18 protein-coding genes are annotated in these 16,474 nt (G+C 53.9%); 5 read left to right on the forward strand and 13 right to left on the reverse strand.

Features of this window, described 5'->3' with window-relative positions; translation table 11 throughout:
• Positions 1–46: 46 nt before the first annotated feature.
• A complete protein-coding gene (locus tag FEE96_RS15820; RefSeq protein WP_138164094.1) occupies positions 47–733 on the forward strand; it encodes a Hint domain-containing protein in 687 nt (228 codons plus the stop codon).
• A 157-nt stretch (positions 734–890) separates the two neighbouring features.
• Here FEE96_RS15820 and FEE96_RS15825 read toward each other — a convergent pair whose 3' ends face one another.
• From FEE96_RS15825 to FEE96_RS15870, 10 genes are all read right to left on the reverse strand, one after another.
• A complete protein-coding gene (locus FEE96_RS15825) occupies positions 891–3,092 on the reverse strand; it encodes a 3-hydroxyacyl-CoA dehydrogenase NAD-binding domain-containing protein (RefSeq protein ID WP_138164095.1) in 2,202 nt (733 codons plus the stop codon).
• The gene (locus FEE96_RS15830) at positions 3,089–3,574 is read right to left on the reverse strand and encodes a cupin domain-containing protein (RefSeq protein WP_138164096.1); all 486 of its coding nucleotides are present in this window, start codon (positions 3,572–3,574) and stop codon (positions 3,089–3,091) included. Before FEE96_RS15830 ends, FEE96_RS15825 begins: the two co-directional genes overlap by 4 nt.
• Positions 3,574–4,107: a riboflavin biosynthesis intermediates N-glycosidase gene (locus tag FEE96_RS15835; RefSeq protein WP_138164097.1), complete on the reverse strand. Its 534-nt coding sequence runs from the start codon at positions 4,105–4,107 to the stop codon at positions 3,574–3,576. The genes FEE96_RS15830 and FEE96_RS15835 overlap by 1 nt, the downstream gene beginning before the upstream one ends.
• Positions 4,108–4,113: 6 nt before the next feature.
• Positions 4,114–5,325, reverse strand: a complete 1,212-nt coding sequence (locus tag FEE96_RS15840) for an acetyl-CoA C-acetyltransferase (protein ID WP_138164098.1) — start codon at positions 5,323–5,325, stop codon at positions 4,114–4,116.
• 82 nt (positions 5,326–5,407) lie between these two features.
• The gene (locus FEE96_RS15845) at positions 5,408–6,040 is read right to left on the reverse strand and encodes a glutathione S-transferase family protein (RefSeq protein ID WP_138164099.1); all 633 of its coding nucleotides are present in this window, start codon (positions 6,038–6,040) and stop codon (positions 5,408–5,410) included.
• A gap of 50 nt (positions 6,041–6,090) precedes the next feature.
• Positions 6,091–7,239, reverse strand: a complete 1,149-nt coding sequence (locus FEE96_RS15850) for an acyl-CoA dehydrogenase family protein (protein WP_138164100.1) — start codon at positions 7,237–7,239, stop codon at positions 6,091–6,093.
• Positions 7,240–7,283: 44 nt separating this feature from the next.
• A complete protein-coding gene (locus tag FEE96_RS15855; protein ID WP_138164101.1) occupies positions 7,284–7,496 on the reverse strand; it encodes a hypothetical protein in 213 nt (70 codons plus the stop codon).
• Between the two features lie 51 nt (positions 7,497–7,547).
• Positions 7,548–9,329: an acyl-CoA dehydrogenase C-terminal domain-containing protein gene (locus tag FEE96_RS15860; RefSeq protein ID WP_138164102.1), complete on the reverse strand. Its 1,782-nt coding sequence runs from the start codon at positions 9,327–9,329 to the stop codon at positions 7,548–7,550.
• A gap of 80 nt (positions 9,330–9,409) precedes the next feature.
• Positions 9,410–9,811 carry a MerR family transcriptional regulator gene (locus FEE96_RS15865; RefSeq protein ID WP_138164103.1) on the reverse strand — a complete coding sequence of 134 codons (402 nt, stop codon included), beginning with the start codon at positions 9,809–9,811 and terminating at the stop codon, positions 9,410–9,412.
• Between the two features lie 280 nt (positions 9,812–10,091).
• Entirely contained in the window at positions 10,092–10,460 is a 369-nt protein-coding gene (locus FEE96_RS15870) for a MerR family transcriptional regulator (protein ID WP_138164104.1), read from the reverse strand.
• A gap of 119 nt (positions 10,461–10,579) precedes the next feature.
• Here FEE96_RS15870 and FEE96_RS15875 point away from each other — a divergent pair, with 119 nt between their 5' ends.
• The 3 genes from FEE96_RS15875 to FEE96_RS15885 are packed head-to-tail and all read left to right on the forward strand — an operon-like array spanning position 10,580 to position 12,832.
• Entirely contained in the window at positions 10,580–11,002 is a 423-nt protein-coding gene (locus FEE96_RS15875) for a PaaI family thioesterase (RefSeq protein ID WP_138164105.1), read from the forward strand.
• Positions 10,999–11,529 (forward strand): PaaI family thioesterase, encoded by a 531-nt coding sequence (locus FEE96_RS15880; RefSeq protein WP_138164106.1) that lies wholly within the window; start codon positions 10,999–11,001, stop codon positions 11,527–11,529. The genes FEE96_RS15875 and FEE96_RS15880 overlap by 4 nt, the downstream gene beginning before the upstream one ends.
• Positions 11,510–12,832, forward strand: a complete 1,323-nt coding sequence (locus FEE96_RS15885) for an MATE family efflux transporter (RefSeq protein WP_138164107.1) — start codon at positions 11,510–11,512, stop codon at positions 12,830–12,832. The genes FEE96_RS15880 and FEE96_RS15885 overlap by 20 nt, the downstream gene beginning before the upstream one ends.
• Positions 12,833–12,886: 54 nt before the next feature.
• Here the strand turns inward: FEE96_RS15885 and arsC are convergent, their stop codons facing one another.
• From arsC to FEE96_RS15900, 3 genes are read right to left on the reverse strand one after another with little or no spacing between them, the layout of a single operon-like run.
• The gene (gene arsC / locus FEE96_RS15890) at positions 12,887–13,228 is read right to left on the reverse strand and encodes an arsenate reductase (glutaredoxin) (RefSeq protein ID WP_138164108.1); all 342 of its coding nucleotides are present in this window, start codon (positions 13,226–13,228) and stop codon (positions 12,887–12,889) included.
• Positions 13,225–14,283, reverse strand: coding sequence for a quinone-dependent dihydroorotate dehydrogenase (locus FEE96_RS15895; RefSeq protein ID WP_138164109.1), 1,059 nt, complete (start codon positions 14,281–14,283; stop codon positions 13,225–13,227). Before FEE96_RS15895 ends, arsC begins: the two co-directional genes overlap by 4 nt.
• The gene (locus FEE96_RS15900; protein ID WP_138164110.1) at positions 14,280–14,618 is read right to left on the reverse strand and encodes a DUF952 domain-containing protein; all 339 of its coding nucleotides are present in this window, start codon (positions 14,616–14,618) and stop codon (positions 14,280–14,282) included. The genes FEE96_RS15895 and FEE96_RS15900 overlap by 4 nt, the downstream gene beginning before the upstream one ends.
• A gap of 239 nt (positions 14,619–14,857) precedes the next feature.
• On the opposite strand from FEE96_RS15900, the gene FEE96_RS15905 reads away from it, so the two are divergent.
• Positions 14,858–16,435, forward strand: coding sequence for a bifunctional metallophosphatase/5'-nucleotidase (locus FEE96_RS15905; protein WP_138164111.1), 1,578 nt, complete (start codon positions 14,858–14,860; stop codon positions 16,433–16,435).
• Positions 16,436–16,474: the final 39 nt, after the last annotated feature.

Raw genomic sequence — 16,474 nt, forward strand, 5'->3', positions numbered from 1 at the left:
GCGCTTTTGCCGAGGGGCAGGGCCGTCTTTTTAGAAGGAAAAGGCGATGTTTGACTGGATCACCAAACGCAAGGGTACGCCCATGGCATCGGTACAAAGCACAAAATATCCTATGGTTGCGACGGGACAAGGTGGCTTTTTTGCCGGTACACATCTGGCTTCTAACTTAGGTTGGCGGCAGGTAGAAGCCTTGGGCGTTGGTGACAGGGTCCTTACGTTTGACCACGGCATGCAAGTCATCGTCGAAATGCATCGGGAAACTCTGTTGGTTCCCGAAGGAGATATGGCAGATACACAATGTCCGCTGCTGGTGCCGCAGGACGCATTGAACAATCGTGTTTCGATGTGGGTGATGCCGGATCAGGGGATCTTGCTTGAAAGCGACCTGGCGGTGGATACGCAAGGAGATCCCTTTGTTGTTGTTCCTGCGTGTACCTTGGAAGGCTACCGAGGAATTCAACGGGCCCAGGCTGGGCAACGGTTGGAGTTGGTAATGCCGCGGTTTGCTCAGGATGAGGTGGTCTATTTGGAGGCTGGATTGCTGGCCTACAGCCCAACCCCCAATAGTATCCTCGAAACAGTAGGAACCGAGGCCAGCCTTTACCGTGTGCTAACACAGGACGCTGCGCGTGCGCTGGTTATTGATATGATGGCAGAGGAAGATTTCTGGACAGTTGATCAGCCTGTAGAAACTGGCGGATTCAATGATGTTCAGTTTGTTTCTGTTCGATGAGCTAGCTGCGAGAAATCGCTCAAGAGCTTCGTATCTCAGAAATAGCATGAATATGTAAAATCACCTGGAAAGCGGTAGCTGCTTTCCAGGTGATTTGTCGAGAAATGTAAAAGGTTATTTAGGTCTAAGTAGCCTGATTGTGTTGATCTGACGTGGTTCAGGCCGCTGTTTTTGCTGGATCAAATCGTTTGTAGAAGGTTTGCCCCTTAGCAGCCATTTCGCGCAAAAGCGGCGGGCAGGCGAAACGCTCGCCGAACTGCTCTTCTAGTTGGTCACATCGTTCGGCGGCGTAAGGTGTACCTAGAATGTCTAGCCAGCTGAGGGGACCACCAGACCAAGGGGCGAAACCCCAGGCCAAAATTGCCCCAACATCGCCTTCGCGGATATCTTCTAAGACGCCTTCTTCCAGTGCTCGTACGGCCTCCAATACTTGAACAAACATCAACCGTTCCTGTACTGCAATCAGATCAGGCTGTTCATCCGCCAATGGATATTTTTCCTGCATTCCCTTCCAGTACTCAACGCGCTTGCCTTTGTCGTCGTACTCAAAGAAACCCGCATTGGCCTTGCGGCCCATCCGTCCCAGATCTTCCATCCAGAAAATCAGATCGTCGCCCGGGCTGTCGGGATAGTCGTCTCCCATGGCAGCCTTGGTGGCGCGGGCAATCTTAGCGCCCAGATCAATAGAGGTTTCATCGTTCAGCTGCACAGGCCCCACAGGGAAACCCAGTTGACGAGCGGCGTTGTCGATCAACGTAGGTGAGACACCTTCGGTCAACATGCGCAGCCCCTCGTTGATATAAGGAATGATGCAGCGGTTGCAGTAGAAGAACCGTGCATCATTGACCACAATCGGCGTTTTGCGGATTTGGCGCACATAGTCCAAAGCCTTGGCAACGGCGCGATCCCCAGTCTCTTCACCCTTAATGATTTCCACCAGGAACATTTTCTCAACAGGTGAGAAGAAGTGGATGCCGATGAATTGTTCTGGGCGCACCGAGGCTTCGGCCAGATCGGTAATGGGCAGCGTCGAGGTGTTGGAGGCAAAGATGCAATCTTCGGGAATGATCGCCTCGACCTTTTTGGTCATCTCAGCCTTGACGCCGGGGTCTTCGAACACGGCTTCGATGATCAGGTCGCAACCTTTCAGTTGGTCCAGATCCGGTGTGGCAGTGATCCGCGCTAACAGGGCGTTTTTCTTCTCAGGGGTGGCTTTTCCGCGCTTGATCCCCTTGTCCATATAGGTCTCGGCGTAGGATTTACCTTTATCGGCAGCAGCTTGATCCCGGTCAATCAGAACTACCTCCATGCCAGCCTGGGCGGAGACAAGCGCAATACCAGCCCCCATCATGCCAGCACCAAGCACACCAATTTTTTGGACACTTTGGTCTGGGATGTCCTTAGGGCGAACCGCGCCTTTGTCCAAGGCTTCTTTGTTCAGGAACAGCGAGCGGATCATGGCGCCGGAAGACGGGTTCATCAGTACTGATGTAAACCAGCGGGCTTCGATTTTTAGCGCTGTGTCGAAATCTACCAGTGCGCCTTCATAGACAGCACTGAGCAGGGCCTTGGCGGCGGGGAAGGCCCCTTGAGTTTTACTGTGTACCATGGCGCTGGCACCAACAAAGGTCATGAACCCTGCTGGATGATAGGGCGCGCCACCGGGCATCTTATACCCTTTGGCATCCCAGGGTTTGACAATGTCGGCGGGTTTAGCATTCAACACCCAATCACGGGCTGCTGCTACCGGATCTGAGGTGACCTCATCCACCATGCCTGCACCTTTGGCCTTTTTGGCCTCTAGCATCTTACCTTCCAGTAGCAAGGGCGAGGCGGCCATAGCGCCAAGTTTGCGGACCAGGCGGGTGGTACCGCCAGCGCCGGGGAAAATGCCTACCATGATTTCAGGCAAGCCGTATTTTGCCTTTGGATTATCACTGACGAAAATCCGGTGGGTAGCGAGTGGCAGTTCCATGCCAATACCGGCAGCGGTGCCGGGCAGGGCACTGGCAATAGGTTTACCACCCTTTTTGGTTTTTGGGTCCATGCCTGCACGCTCAATTTTGCGCAGCAGAGCATGGATTTTCATGACGCCTTCAAACAAACCACGCGCAGGTTCGTCGCCTGCGTCATCCTTCATTTTGGCCAGCAGGTTGAGATCCATTCCACCAGCAAAAGATCCATTCTTGCCGGATGTGATGACCACACCTTTGATCTCATCGTCAGCCAACGCCTGATCAATACAGGTATCCAGCTGCGCCAGACCCTCAAATGACATCACATTCATTGATTTTCCGGGCACATCCCAGGTGATTGTTCCAACGCCGTCGACGTCCTTACTCAGAGTGAATTCGGTCACTGCTCGTCTCCGATCTGTTCAGCCGTCAGGGGGCTGCCGTCTTTGCGGGTAAAGGCGAAACCGTCAGGGTCGACGGTCACCATCATGTCCAAATCGCTATAGTAAGCGGTCTCGTTTTCCGTCCGCGTTCCAACAACCAGAAATGCGGCTGGTGCGTCTGTCTTGTTCACCAGATGGTGGCCATTGGCATCGCCAGCAGGAAAACTGGCGCAATCACCCGGCAGCATATCGTGTTCCCCGTCATCATCGATCAGGGTCAGGGCCCCGGTGGTGATCATCACAAACTCGTCCTGTTTCATGTGATAGTGGCGCAGCGAAGACAGACCGCCGGGTTCCAGCCGTACGATATTTACACCGTATTGAGTGAGGCCACTGGCATCACCCAACTTCTGGCTACTGCGCCCTTTGACCTCTGCGTCGAGCTTACCGGGATAGACCGAGCCAGTGCGAAATGGGATTTGGGATAGGTTTAATTTTGGCATCAACGATTCTCCTCGGTAGTGTTTGGTGCACAGGCTTGCGCTTCTTCCGGATAGGTTTCGACAAGCTCTTTACGCACCTGCGTCAGGATTTTTCCCAGAAGGTTTTGCCCAGGCCAGAGTTCAGGTGGTGTTTGATGTGCATCGGCGGCGTCCAATCCGATTCCCCAAATTGTATCAACAGGACTGGCCTCGACAAGTTGAAGTGGAATTGTGTGGAATAGTTTCCGGCGAAGTCCTTTGTTCTGGCCGAACTTGGATCTATTGATCTCGGTTACAATCCGAACTTTATTTTTGTCCCAGTGAGTTTCATCAAACCCACGCACCCGTCGACCTAGCGCTTTTTGGCGTCCAGGATCGCCTTCAGAAAGAATCTGCGCAGCAATATCATGATCACCAAATAGAACTGCTTTTTCATACATCATCGCTTGCTCGGCAGTTTGAAACTGCTGTTCTGAATGTACAAACTGGCTGTGGGACCACTGGCTAAATGGGCCGGACCAGTAGAAATGATACTTTTCTTCGTAGTGGCTCATACTGTATCACACGCGCTCGATTATTGTTGCGGCACCCATCCCGGATGCGATGCAGAGGGTGGCCAGGCCTGTTTCTTTATCCTGACGTTCCAGTTCGTCCAGCAAGGTGCCGATGATGATTGCACCAGTCGCGCCCAGAGGGTGCCCCATGGCGATTGAACCACCGTTGACGTTGACGACATTTGGATCGACATCAAATGCCTGCTGAAAGCGTAATACAACCGAGGCAAAGGCTTCGTTGACTTCGAACAGATCGATGTCACCAATTGCCATGCCATTATCAGACAGAATTTTTTGTGTCACCGGAACCGGACCCGTCAGCATAATGGTGGGGTCTGTGCCAATTTTGGCGGTGGCTTTGATGCGCGCACGCGGCGTCAGGCCATATTCTTCGCCAAATTCCTTGTTACCGATTAAAACCGCAGCGGCTCCATCGACGATTCCGGATGAGTTGCCAGCGTGGTGGATGTGATTGACCCGTTCCATATGCGGGTACTTCAGCATTGCGACTTTATCGAAACCGGGCATCACTTCACCCATCATCTGGAACGCGGGGTTCAGCGCGCCCAAACTTTGCATGTCTGTGCCGGGACGCATGTATTCATCGCGGTCCAGGATCAACAAGTCATTCTGATCTCGGACGGAGATGACGGATTTATCAAACCGCCCATCATCCCAGGCAGCTTTCGCGCGGCGTTGCGATTCAACAGCCAGCGCGTCAGCCTGATCACGAGAAAATCCGTACTCAGTAGCGATGATATCAGCTGAGATGCCCTGAGGCACAAAATAGCTGTCCATGGCAAGAGATGGATCCACCGCAATAGCAGCACCATCGCTGCCCATCCCCACGCGGCCCATCATTTCAACACCACCAGCGATGTAAGCGTTGCCAGCGCCGCCTTTAATTTGGTTTGCGGCCAGGTTCACGGCTTCCATACCTGAAGCACAAAAACGGTTGATAGACAGGCCGGGGATGGACTGGTCCAAATCGGATGCCAACACCGCCGAACGGGCCAGACAACCGCCTTGTTCCATCACCTGCGTGACATTGCCCCAGATCACGTCTTCGACAGCGTGGCCGTCCAGATTGTTCCTGTCTTTGACGGCGTTGAGCGTCAAAGCGGACAGGCGTAGCGAGGTCACCTCGTGCAGGCTGCCATCTTTGCGGCCCTTGCCACGCGGCGTGCGTAGCGCATCATAGATATAGGCATCGGTCATGTTGTTGCTCCGGCTTTGGATTTTTGTGCTATCCGGTTGAATAGGTTTGCCCGGTTAGAAGCATCAGGCATTCGAAACTACCTTAGGCTCTATCCGACGGATTGCCGGGCATTAAATCATATGGGTGTTTCCAGCCGGGCAGGGCGCTGATACGATTCAGCCAGGCGTCGATGTTGGGATAGTCCTTGCGATCAAAACCAAATGGCTCTTCGTAAAACAGGTAACCGCAACACGTCAGATCTGCATTGGTCAGCTCGTCGCCAACAATCCAGTCGCGACCTTCCAGATGGTGGTTCAATGTTTTAAACGCGGCCCTAAGTCGCCCAAGCATGAAAGCAATCACATCGGCTGGGCGCTTTTCTTCAGGTAGAAAGTTCATCAGAAAACGGGTCATACCCACTTGGCTGGACAGTTTGTGATTGTCCCACAGGACCCAACGCAGCACCTCATACTTGTCCTCAGGTTTGCCGCCGAATTTACCGGTTTTGTCTGTGATGTACTGTTGGATGACGCCGGACTGAGACAAGCGAACATCGCCATCTATCATCACCGGGGCCTCGGCCATGACGTTCAAATCCCGGTATTCACTCGTACGGTGAACGCCACTGAAGAAGTCAACAAAAACTGGCTCCCAGTCTTGTCCAGCCAGTTCAAGCGCAAGCGCGGCTTTGTAGGAGTGGCCGCTTTCGCCAAAGCAATGTAGTTTAATCGTCATAGTGTACTCCTGAATCCTTCCTGGTGCAGGTGCTTGACCTGCAAATATTTTCAAAGGCTACGAGAAATCAGTTCTTTCATGATTTCATTGGTGCCGCCGTAGATCCGCTGCACCCGAGCATCAGTCCACATCTCGCCAACGGCGTACTCTTGCATGAACCCATAGCCGCCGTGCTGTTGCAAGCATTCGTCCAGTACTTCGCCCTGAGTATCGGTGATCCAGTATTTGGCCATCGCGGCTTTCTCGACGGTCAATTCGCCACGTAGATGATCCGCCATGCATTCATCGAAAAAGGCACGGGCGACTTTGGTTTTGGTCAGGCATTCAACCAGTTTGAAGCGGGTGTTCTGGAACTGGGTTAGCGGCCCACCAAAAGCTTCACGTTCTTTGCAATAGGCGATGGTGCGTGCAACGGCACCTTCCATTGCGCCAATTGCACCGGCTGCGATGATCAGCCGTTCTTGTGGCAGCTGCTGCATCATCTGGTAGAACCCTTGACCCTCGGCATTGCCAAGGATGTTTTCGGGTGGAATTTCGACATTGTCGAAAAACAGTTCAGATGTGTCCGCCGCATGTTGACCGATTTTCTCAAGATTGCGGCCGCGCTGAAACCCCGTTGCACCATCGGTTTCGACAACGACCAGCGAGACGCCTTTGGATCCCAGAGATGGGTCCGTTTTGGCGGCGACGATGATCAGATTGGCATGTTGGCCATTGGTGATAAAGGTCTTTTGTCCGCTTAGGCGATAGGCATTTCCGTCGCGGATCGCCTTGGTTTTGATGCTTTGCACATCAGATCCGGTAGAAGGTTCGGTCATGGCCAAGGCGCCAACCATTTCACCTGACACCATTTTGGGCAGCCAGCGCTGTTTTTGCTCTTCACTGCCGTAGGCAAGGATATAGTGAGCAACGATGCCAGAGTGGATGCCGGCCCCCCAGCTTGCGAGATTGGCGCGGCTGCCTTCGATCAGGATCGCAGCTTCGTGGCCGAAATCTCCACCCGCGCCGCCATATTCTTCGGGGATGGAGGGACATAAGAGACCCAATTCACCGGCCTGATCCCAGGTGTTCCTGTCCATCATACCCTGTTTGCGCCAAGTGTCGTATTTGGGCATCCATTCGTTGGTGATAAACTGGGCGGTCATATCAGATAACATCTGATGTTCGTCGGTCATCCAGGTGGACTTTGTCGCGGTCATTGGTATCATGTCTCTCCCTTAGGCGTGCTTGTGTCAGCACTTGCCTATCTTTTTCTGTCGTCCAGATCGGCGTTGAACAAGCGCAGCCGGTGGGTCAGGTTTTCAGTATCGGTCACGCTGTCGAAGTTTTCGAACAAGAATGACAGCGCTTCACCTTCATCGAGCCCCGCATCTGAGGAAAATCGTTTGAGACGGCGATAGCCGTCTTCTGTCATGGCCACTGGAAAGCGGCGGGTCAGGCGGAACCGTTTAGGCATGTCTCATCCTTGGGTCGTGTGTAGAGCGGCGGGGATGTCCCCGCCATCTCGTTAAAAGTGAGTCGCATCCAGAGCCATAACTGTGTCTGCACCGCTGGTAATGCGGGTGAGATGCAGGGCCGTGGCAGGCAAGCGACGTGCCATGTAATAACGGCCAGTGATTAGTTTTGTCTCATAGAACGCCGCGTCAGAGGACCCGGCGTCAAGCGCGCTCTGTGCCGCTTTGGCCATCTGTGCCCACATCTGCCCCAAACACACATGACCAAACATATGCATGAAGTCATAGGACCCAGCCAAAGCATGGTTAGGGTTTTTCACCCCGTTTTGCATGAAATACATGCCAGCGGCCTGCAGGTCCTTGCTCGCCGATTTAAGCGGTTCGATAAAGTCGGCGGTAAAAGCTTCGGAAATGGTGCTGTTTTCCTTGCAGAAGGTTTTGACCATTTCGAAAAACGCCATGACGTGCTTGCCACCATCAACCGCTAGCTTGCGTCCGACTAGATCTAATGCCTGAACGCCATTAGCGCCTTCATAGATCTGGGCAATACGCGCATCACGCGTGAACTGGCTCATCCCATGTTCTTCGATGTAGCCGTGGCCGCCAAACACCTGCTGGGCGCGTACGGTCATGTCATAACCTTCGTCGGTTAGAAAGCCCTTGATTACCGGGGTCAACAGCGACACCAAACCGTCAGCGTCCTTGTCATTGTTTCGGTGGGCCGCATCGATCATGCTAGCACCCCAAAACAGGAACGCGCGACCACCTTCGGTAAAACTTTTCTGATCCATCAGAGAACGACGGATGTCGGGATGCACGATCAGCGGGTCGGCGGGCCCATCTGGGTTCTTGGTCCCAGTCACATCACGCCCCTGTAAACGATCCTTGGCGTAGTCTACCGCATTTTGATAAGCGGCTTCGGCCTGGGATACGCCTTGCATACCAACACCCAGCCGGGCCTCGTTCATCATTGTGAACATAGCGCGCATACCCTTATGCGCCTCGCCCAGCAGGTAGCCGGTGGCGTCGTCATAGTTCATCACACAGGTTGAGTTTCCGTGGATGCCCATTTTCTTTTCGATGTTGCCAACTGATACGCCGTTGCGCGCGCCCAATGTGCCATCATCATTGACCAGAAACTTGGGGACAATAAACAGGCTGACACCTTTGATACCATCTGGCCCACCGGGGATTTTGGCCAGTACCAAATGGATGATGTTGTCGGCCATGTCATGTTCGCCGGCAGAGATGAAAATCTTCTGGCCCGAGATTTTATAGCTACCGTTTTCTTGTGGCTCTGCCTTTGTACGCATCAGGCCCAAATCGGTACCACAATGTGGTTCGGTCAGGTTCATGGTGCCCGTCCAGTCACAGGAGACCATTTTAGGAAGATAGGTGTCCTTTTGGGCGTCTGTTCCATGTGCCAAGATGGCTGAGGCCGCACCATGGGTCAGGCCCTGGTACATTGTAAATGCCTGGTTGGAGCCGGAAAACATCTCGCTTATTGCGGTGCCAATAACATATGGCATGTTCTGGCCACCGTATTGCTCAGGCATGTCTATCCCGGTCCAGCCGCCTTCTTTCATCTGATCGAATGCGGCCTTAAACCCAGAGGGCGTCCGGACCATACCATTTTCCAAGACGCAGCCTTCGGTATCACCAATGACGTTGAGCGGTTGTAGCACTTCACTTGAAATCTTGCCGGCTTCTTCCAGAATGGCATTGGTGAAATCTGGGTCCAGATCGCTGTAGCCAGGCACGCTGGAGGTGGTGACTTTCAAAACGTCGTGCAGCAAAAACTGCATGTCTTTTGTAGGGGCGGTGTAGATAGGCATTTGGTGCTCCCTCGTAACAGGATACGGTGGTATGTTAGATGCCCCCAGCAGGGGGGCTATTTTTTGTGAGTGCAGCTGGCCTATTCGGCGGCTTTTTTGCTAATTTTTGCCGAGGCGATGACTTTTTCACCCCACTTCAATTGCTGCTTCAGGTCTTCGATGGCTTCATTCAGCTCATCCCGCTGGCGTTCCATATCTGCCAGGCGGTCGCAGGCTATGTCGTAGGTGCGTGACAGCTGAGTGTGTTGTTGATCCCCCATGTGGTAGAGATCGAGCAGCTGTCGGATCTCTTCCAGGCTAAAACCAAAGCGCTTGCCGCGAAGGATAAGTTTAAGACGGGCTCTGTCACGTTTGGTGAACAGTCGTTTCTGGCCCTCACGAATTGGAAACAAGAGTTCCTTGGCTTCGTAAAATCGCAGGGTTCGTGGCGTTACATCGTATGCATCGCACATCTCGCGAATGGTCATGGTGTCTTCGGTCATCTTGATCCCTCTCGCTGCAATGCAGTCTTCATGCTGTGCACTTCGAGTGTAATATACAGTACAATCTTGACGTTTACGTAAGCTGTACGCAACGTCAGTTTGATTTGTGACGTTGGGTTCAATGGCACCAGCCCTGCTTTTTAGGGCGACCGCACCGTTAAAAACACATAATTGTGCCGCCCGCAGAGGCGATTAAGACTGTGGGTGGGTTCAAGAACCGAAAGAGGCGTTACCGACCACTTGGGAGGCAATTGCATCTACAGTGTTACAAGACCAGATATCAGGTAATCTCGCGAGCTGCGGTCTCACGCAAGCTGGTCAGTTCACTCAAGGCTTCATCCAGCTGCTCGCGTTGCGCTTTGAGTTCGATCATCTGGCGGTCGGCCATTTCCAAAAAGGCTTGGGCTTGGGCTTGATCGCCCTCATTTTCGTAGATCAGCAGCCACTGGCGAATCTCTTCCAGCTGAAAACCAAACTTGCGGCCACGCATGATCAACTTCATCCGCGCGCGTTCTCGGGCGGTATAGAAGCGGGATCGGCCTTCGCGGTCGGGCTGGAGCAGTTCAATGTATTCATAATAGCGAAGGGTACGTGGCGTTACATCAAACGCCGCGCACATCTCTTTGAATGACAATCTGGCTTCGGTCATCCACGATCCTCCTTTTGAGGGCAACCTAGGCACTTGCTTTGTGTAGTGCAACAGGTGGGGTTGCTCATTCAGGCAGGTGCAGCGCATAAAGCTATGCGCAATTTGAAAGGGACAGCTACATGGGTGACAAAACGCAACTGGCCCGCCAGTTTATTCAGGCGATCCCTCATGCCCAAGAACTGGGCCTGGTGCTGACCGAAATTGGTGATGGCATTGCTAAAATTACAATGCCCTATGATACCAAGTTGATTGGTGATCCCGAAACTGGGGTTATTCATGGTGGTGCGGTGTCAGCTTTGATGGATACCTGTTGTGGCGCGGCAGTTATGAGCCACCCTTTGGCTCCTGGTGGCACTGCGACCATTGATTTGCGTATCGATTACATGCGCGCTGCAACGCCGGGACAGACCATTACCACCAAAGCCACCTGTCATCACATCAGTCGCAATGTTGCATTTGTGCGCGCAGTTGCTGTGGATGATGATGCTGAACGTCCGGTGGCTACCGCTTCGGGTGCGTTCTCGGTGGAGGCAGGGTTTTGAGTCGCCCCCGTCCCGAACCAATGCAGGTGGTCAAACAACGTCGTGACGCTGCGCTAACGGCATTGGTCGATTCGGTGCCCTATATTCGGTTTCTCGACATCAGTTTTGATCGTCGTGGCGACGAGTTGACCGGTCAGCTCAATTTTGACCAAAAACTGATCGGCAACCCCTATCTGCCAGCAATCCATGGAGGCGTAACTGCGGCTTTTTTGGAGGTCACAGCGGTGATGACACTAAACTGGCTGCATCTTTGGCCCAAGATTGAAGCCGGGGAATTAGATCCTGCAGAGATGGCGGCCGGTAAGCTGCCTCGACAACCTAAAACTATCGATTTTACCGTGGACTATCTTCGCTCAGGTCTACCCCGCGATGCTTATGCGCGGGCCACAGTTGCACGTTCTGGTCGTCGGTTTGCCAGTGTGAGAGTAGAGGCCTGGCAAGATCACAAAGACAAGCTGTTTGCGCAGGCAACGGGTCATTTTCTGATGCCTCAAGGGGGCGAGAAGAATGACGCAAACACGTCCTGAACCTGTGTTGGGGCATAGGCGGGTACTGAAGATTGCACTGCCGATTGTACTCTCCAACGCAACCGTCCCAATTTTGGGCGCGGTGGATACTGGCGTCGTAGGCCAGATGGGGGCAGCGGCGCCCATTGGGGCCGTCGGTTTAGGTGCGATTATTCTGGGTGCTCTCTACTGGATGTTCGGCTTTTTACGCATGGGCACCACCGGTCTGGCGGCTCAGGCGCTGGGCAAAGGCGTCCATGGTGAGGTCGCGGCGTTGTTGACCCGCGGATTGATGATTGCCGCCGCCGCTGGGCTGGCGCTGATTTTGTTGCAATTGCCATTGATCTGGATGGCGTTTCACTTTGCGCCAGCCTCGCCCGAGGTAGAGGGAATGGCGCGGGACTATTTGCAGATCCGGATCTGGTCAGCCCCTGCTGCGATTGGATTGTTTGCCATCAATGGGTGGCTCATTGCGCAGGAGCGCACGGGTGCGGTGTTGGTTTTGCAGCTCTGGATGAATGGCATCAATATCTTGCTGGATCTATGGTTTGTATTGGGGCTTGGCTGGGGTGTCAGTGGCGTCGCAGTCGCAACTTTACTTGCAGAAACTTCGGGATTGATGCTTGGGCTATGGTTGTGTCGGGGCATCTTTCGGCTGCCGGATTGGTGCAATTGGGCCCAGGTGTTCGACCGTGCGCGGCTGCGAACCATGGCTTTGGTCAACCGCGATATCCTGATCCGCTCACTGTTACTGGAGGCGATCGTTGTCTCATTCATGTTCTATGGGGCCGGTTTTGGCGACGAGGTGCTGGCCGCCAATCAGGTTCTGCTACAGTTTCTGATGATCACAGCCTATGGCATGGACGGGTTTGCCTTTGCGGCCGAAACGCTGGTCGGGCAAGCGATGGGCGCGCGCAAGCGAGCAGCCCTGCGGAGCAGCGCCCAATTGGCAGGTCTTTGGGGGGTGGGATTGGGCCTGCTGACGGCGTTGGGATTTGCGGTCTTTGGGGGTTGGATCATTGATCTGATGACCACGGCTGATCTGGTGCGCAGCGAGGCGCGGGCTTATCTCCCTTGGATGGTTGCTATGCCACTGCTGAGCGCAGCCGCATGGATATTTGATGGGATCTTCATAGGGGCCACTGCCACTCGCGACATGCGCAATATGATGCTGGTTAGTTTTGCAGTTTACGTTGTGGCAGTGGTCACGCTGGTTCCAATGCTGGGCAACCACGGGCTATGGCTGGCACTGATGATTTCGTTTGTGGCGCGTGGGATCAGCTTGGGTCTGCGTTATCCGGCGCTAGAGGCGCGTGCCGCCTGATTTTAAGTCGTGAAGTTCCACACCGCGAGCGTGAATAATGCGGTGTGGACAAGATTAAAGTAGGGCCTCGATTGCTTCAGTCGGGCGACCAATTGCGGCCCGGCTGCCAGATATGGCAATCGGTCGTTCGATTAGCGCTGGATGTGCTGCCATGGCTGTTTGCAGCTTGGCCTCGGGGCTGTCTTTACTCAGGCCTAGCTCTTTGAACCGCGCATCAGAGCTGCGCATCATTGCAACAGCAGAAACACCAAGTGCGGATTGAACCTGTTTGATCTCCTCCAGGCTTGGTGGGTCCTGCAGATAAAGACGAATTTGCACTTCGGCGCCCCGCTCTTGCAGCAGTGCCAACCCGGCGCGGGACTTTGAACAACGGGGGTTGTTCCAATAGGTAATCACAGCCAGTCCCCCTGTTTGCTGCCCACGGCCTGGGCGACATTGTCAAACCCATCGCGGGCCAGCAGATCGTCAAGCCCGCGGGCAATGTCTCCGGCTAACGACAAGCCCTGATAGATCATTGCGGTATACAGCTGCACGGCGGTAGCACCGGCGCAGATCTTGGCATAGGCCTGCTCTGGCGTGCTGATGCCACCAACCCCGACGAGCGGCACCTTGCCATCCAGCAACTGCGAGAGCTGCGCCAGAACCCGGGTTGAACTCTCAAACAGCGGTGCACCGGACAATCCGCCTGCTTCACCCTTATACGCGCTTTGTAATCCATCGCGCGACAGAGTGGTATTGGTGGCAATCACCGCATCGATACCCGTTTCCAGAGCAACTGCGGCGATATCTTGTATCTCATCAGCGTTCAGGTCAGGTGCAATTTTCAAAAACACCGGGATTTTGCGGTCAATCTCGTTGCGGGTCTTAATCACACCCGACAATAGCGCCGAAAGGGCGGCCTTACCCTGAAGGTCACGCAATTTTTCTGTGTTGGGAGAGGAAACATTGACAGTGGCAAAGTCCAAATGAGCTCCACAGTGTGCTAGTACCCTGGCAAAATCATTGGCCCGGTCTTCGCTGTCTTTGTTGGCACCAAGGTTCAGTCCAATCACCGCGCCCGTGGGACGCAAGGACAAGCGTCGCTCGATAAGGTCCATACCCTGGTTGTTAAACCCAAACCGGTTTATGGCGGCTTTGTCTTCGGTCAGTCGAAACAGTCTTGGTTGTGGGTTGCCAGGTTGTGGGCGAGGGGTGGCAGCTCCCACTTCGATGAAGCCAAAACCGGACTGGGACAACGGTGTCAGGACTTCAGCATTTTTGTCAAAGCCTGCGGCGAGGCCCACAGGATTGGGCAGATCAATTCCAGCCAACGTAGTTTTCAACCTTGCCGAGGTGACCGGGCCCGGTGCTGGAGATAGGCCCATCTTCAGGGCCTTGATGGCCAACCCATGTGCGGTCTCCGGATCGATGCGATGCAGGGCAGCTAACCCAATTTTCTCTACGAAGTTCATGCCATGTCTGCCGGAAACTGATGCACGCCATCCACTAGCGGCAGTGATTTCGCCCAAAGCGTTTCCGATAGTTTGAGGGGGCGGAACAAATGTGGGAACAGCGCATTGCCGCGGGAGACTTCCCATTTTAGGGCCTTACCTAGTGTATCGGCTTCATAGGCCAACAGCATCAGATCCGTTGCATCAGCAAAATGCTTGGCTGCGGTTTCAGCAGCTTGTTCAGCTGTTGAAAAATGAATGAACCCGTCGCTTAGGTCGATCGGTGCACCCAGAGTTTCCCCTTGGGATTCGAAGGCCGCCCATTCGTCGGCACGGAAAATTTTGTAAATCAGCATGTCAGCCTGATGCCCTGAGCGTGCAGCCGGGTCAAGAGATTGGCGTGCATGATCAGAAAAACAACGGCTAAAGTGTCATAACACCGTCGTGCTCATTGTCTAACTCGGGGTTACATTGGGCTTGCCGTGACAAGAGCCTTGCGATTCCGCAATCTGGGCGCGAATATGTCATATTCCCCAATGATGACGCCGATCGTCGCCATAGGGCGAGAAAAATAAGAACAGGGAGAACCTCAATTATGATGATGCGTATTCTAACTTCGGTCGCAGCCTTGGGGCTGACAGCTGGTATGGCTGCTGCGGACTATAGTCTGACCATTCTACATACCAATGATTTCCATTCCCGCTTTGAACCCGTCAGCAAATATGACAGTGGCTGCCGTGAAGGTGATAACGCCGAAGGCAAGTGCTTTGGTGGGTCTGCCCGTTTGGTGACAGCTATCGCTGACGCCCGCGCACGCAGCAACAACTCGATCCTGGTAGATGGTGGCGACCAATTCCAAGGTTCGCTGTTCTATACCTACTACAAGGGTAAAGTGGCGGCTGAGATGATGAACAAGCTGGAGTACGACGGTATGACCGTTGGTAACCACGAGTTCGACGATGGCCCCGAAGTCCTGCGTGGATTTATGGATTCGGTTGGCTTTCCGGTTCTGATGTCAAACGCTGACGTTAGTGCCGAGCCTGCTCTGGCTGATGTTCTGAAAAAATCCACTGTGATCGAACGTGGCGGTGAAAAGATCGGTCTGATTGGTCTGACGCCAGAAGACACCCACGATCTGGCTAGCCCCGGCAAAAACATCACCTTTGGTGACCCGGTTGCTGCAGTTCAGGCCGAAGTAGACCGCCTGACAGCTGAAGGTGTGAACAAGATTATCGTGCTCAGCCACTCTGGCTATGTTGTTGACCAAAAGGTTGCCGCTGAAACCACCGGTGTTGACGTGATTGTTGGCGGCCACTCGAACAGCTACCTGTCGAACGTGTCCGACCGTGCCGTTGGTCCTTACCCGACAATGGTCAACGATACAGCGATTGTTCAGGCCTATGCCTATGGCAAGTTCCTGGGCGAGCTGAACGTGACTTTTGATGATGCTGGTAACGTGGTTGAGGCCGCTGGTGAGCCGCTGAGCATGGACGCAACCGTGGCCGAAGACGAAGCCACCGTAGCCCGTATTGCCGAGCTAGGCACACCGCTGGAAGAGATCCGCACCAAGGTTGTGGCTGAATCAGCTGAATCCATCAACGGTGACCGTGCTACCTGCCGTATTCAAGAATGCCAGATGGGCAACCTTGTTGCAGACGCGATGTTGGCTCGGGTCAAGGATCAGGGCGTAACAATCGCGATCGCAAACTCGGGCGGCATTCGTGCCAGCATGGAGTCGGGTGAAGTCACCATGGGTGAAGTTCTGTCGGTTCTGCCGTTCCAGAACACCCTGTCGACCTTTGAACTGGATGGCGCAACCCTAGTTGCTGCCCTAGAAAATGGTGTAAGCCAGGTAGAAGAGGTCAAAGGTCGTTTCCCACAGGTTGCCGGTCTTAAGTTTAGCTGGGACGCAAGCGTTGCTGCCGGTGAAGGCCGTGTTCAGGACGTGATGGTTGCCGATGGTGACGGATACGTAGCTGTTGATCCGGCCAAGACCTACATGGTTGTAACCAACAACTATGTGCGTGGCGGCGGTGATGGCTACAAGATGTTCGCAGGTGACGACAAAAACGCCTACGACTTTGGCCCCGATCTGGCTGATGTTCTGGCTGAGTACATGGCAACACACTCGCCATATAAGCCTTACACAGACGGTCGTATCTCTCAGAAATAAGAGTTTCGAAGCTGAAATATTATGAGCAGAGATTAAGCC

Origin of the sequence: Parasedimentitalea maritima (assembly GCF_005771405.1) — a bacterium.
Taxonomy (GTDB): domain Bacteria; phylum Pseudomonadota; class Alphaproteobacteria; order Rhodobacterales; family Rhodobacteraceae; genus Parasedimentitalea; species Parasedimentitalea maritima.

What these genes read in the sequence shown, in the direction of transcription:
- FEE96_RS15845 (WP_138164099.1), bottom strand. Translation starts at nt 6,040, where the DNA reads ATGACGATTAAACTACATTGCTTTGGCGAAAGCGGCCACTCCTACAAA.
- FEE96_RS15830 (WP_138164096.1), bottom strand. Translation starts at nt 3,574, where the DNA reads ATGCCAAAATTAAACCTATCCCAAATCCCATTTCGCACTGGCTCGGTC.
- FEE96_RS15820 (WP_138164094.1), top strand. Translation starts at nt 47, where the DNA reads ATGTTTGACTGGATCACCAAACGCAAGGGTACGCCCATGGCATCGGTA.
- FEE96_RS15865 (WP_138164103.1), bottom strand. Translation starts at nt 9,811, where the DNA reads ATGACCGAAGACACCATGACCATTCGCGAGATGTGCGATGCATACGAT.
- FEE96_RS15885 (WP_138164107.1), top strand. Translation starts at nt 11,510, where the DNA reads ATGACGCAAACACGTCCTGAACCTGTGTTGGGGCATAGGCGGGTACTG.
- FEE96_RS15870 (WP_138164104.1), bottom strand. Translation starts at nt 10,460, where the DNA reads ATGACCGAAGCCAGATTGTCATTCAAAGAGATGTGCGCGGCGTTTGAT.
- FEE96_RS15900 (WP_138164110.1), bottom strand. Translation starts at nt 14,618, where the DNA reads ATGCTGATTTACAAAATTTTCCGTGCCGACGAATGGGCGGCCTTCGAA.
- FEE96_RS15855 (WP_138164101.1), bottom strand. Translation starts at nt 7,496, where the DNA reads ATGCCTAAACGGTTCCGCCTGACCCGCCGCTTTCCAGTGGCCATGACA.
- FEE96_RS15860 (WP_138164102.1), bottom strand. Translation starts at nt 9,329, where the DNA reads ATGCCTATCTACACCGCCCCTACAAAAGACATGCAGTTTTTGCTGCAC.
- FEE96_RS15835 (WP_138164097.1), bottom strand. Translation starts at nt 4,107, where the DNA reads ATGAGCCACTACGAAGAAAAGTATCATTTCTACTGGTCCGGCCCATTT.
- FEE96_RS15875 (WP_138164105.1), top strand. Translation starts at nt 10,580, where the DNA reads ATGGGTGACAAAACGCAACTGGCCCGCCAGTTTATTCAGGCGATCCCT.
- FEE96_RS15905 (WP_138164111.1), top strand. Translation starts at nt 14,858, where the DNA reads ATGATGATGCGTATTCTAACTTCGGTCGCAGCCTTGGGGCTGACAGCT.
- FEE96_RS15895 (WP_138164109.1), bottom strand. Translation starts at nt 14,283, where the DNA reads ATGAACTTCGTAGAGAAAATTGGGTTAGCTGCCCTGCATCGCATCGAT.
- FEE96_RS15850 (WP_138164100.1), bottom strand. Translation starts at nt 7,239, where the DNA reads ATGACCGCGACAAAGTCCACCTGGATGACCGACGAACATCAGATGTTA.
- FEE96_RS15840 (WP_138164098.1), bottom strand. Translation starts at nt 5,325, where the DNA reads ATGACCGATGCCTATATCTATGATGCGCTACGCACGCCGCGTGGCAAG.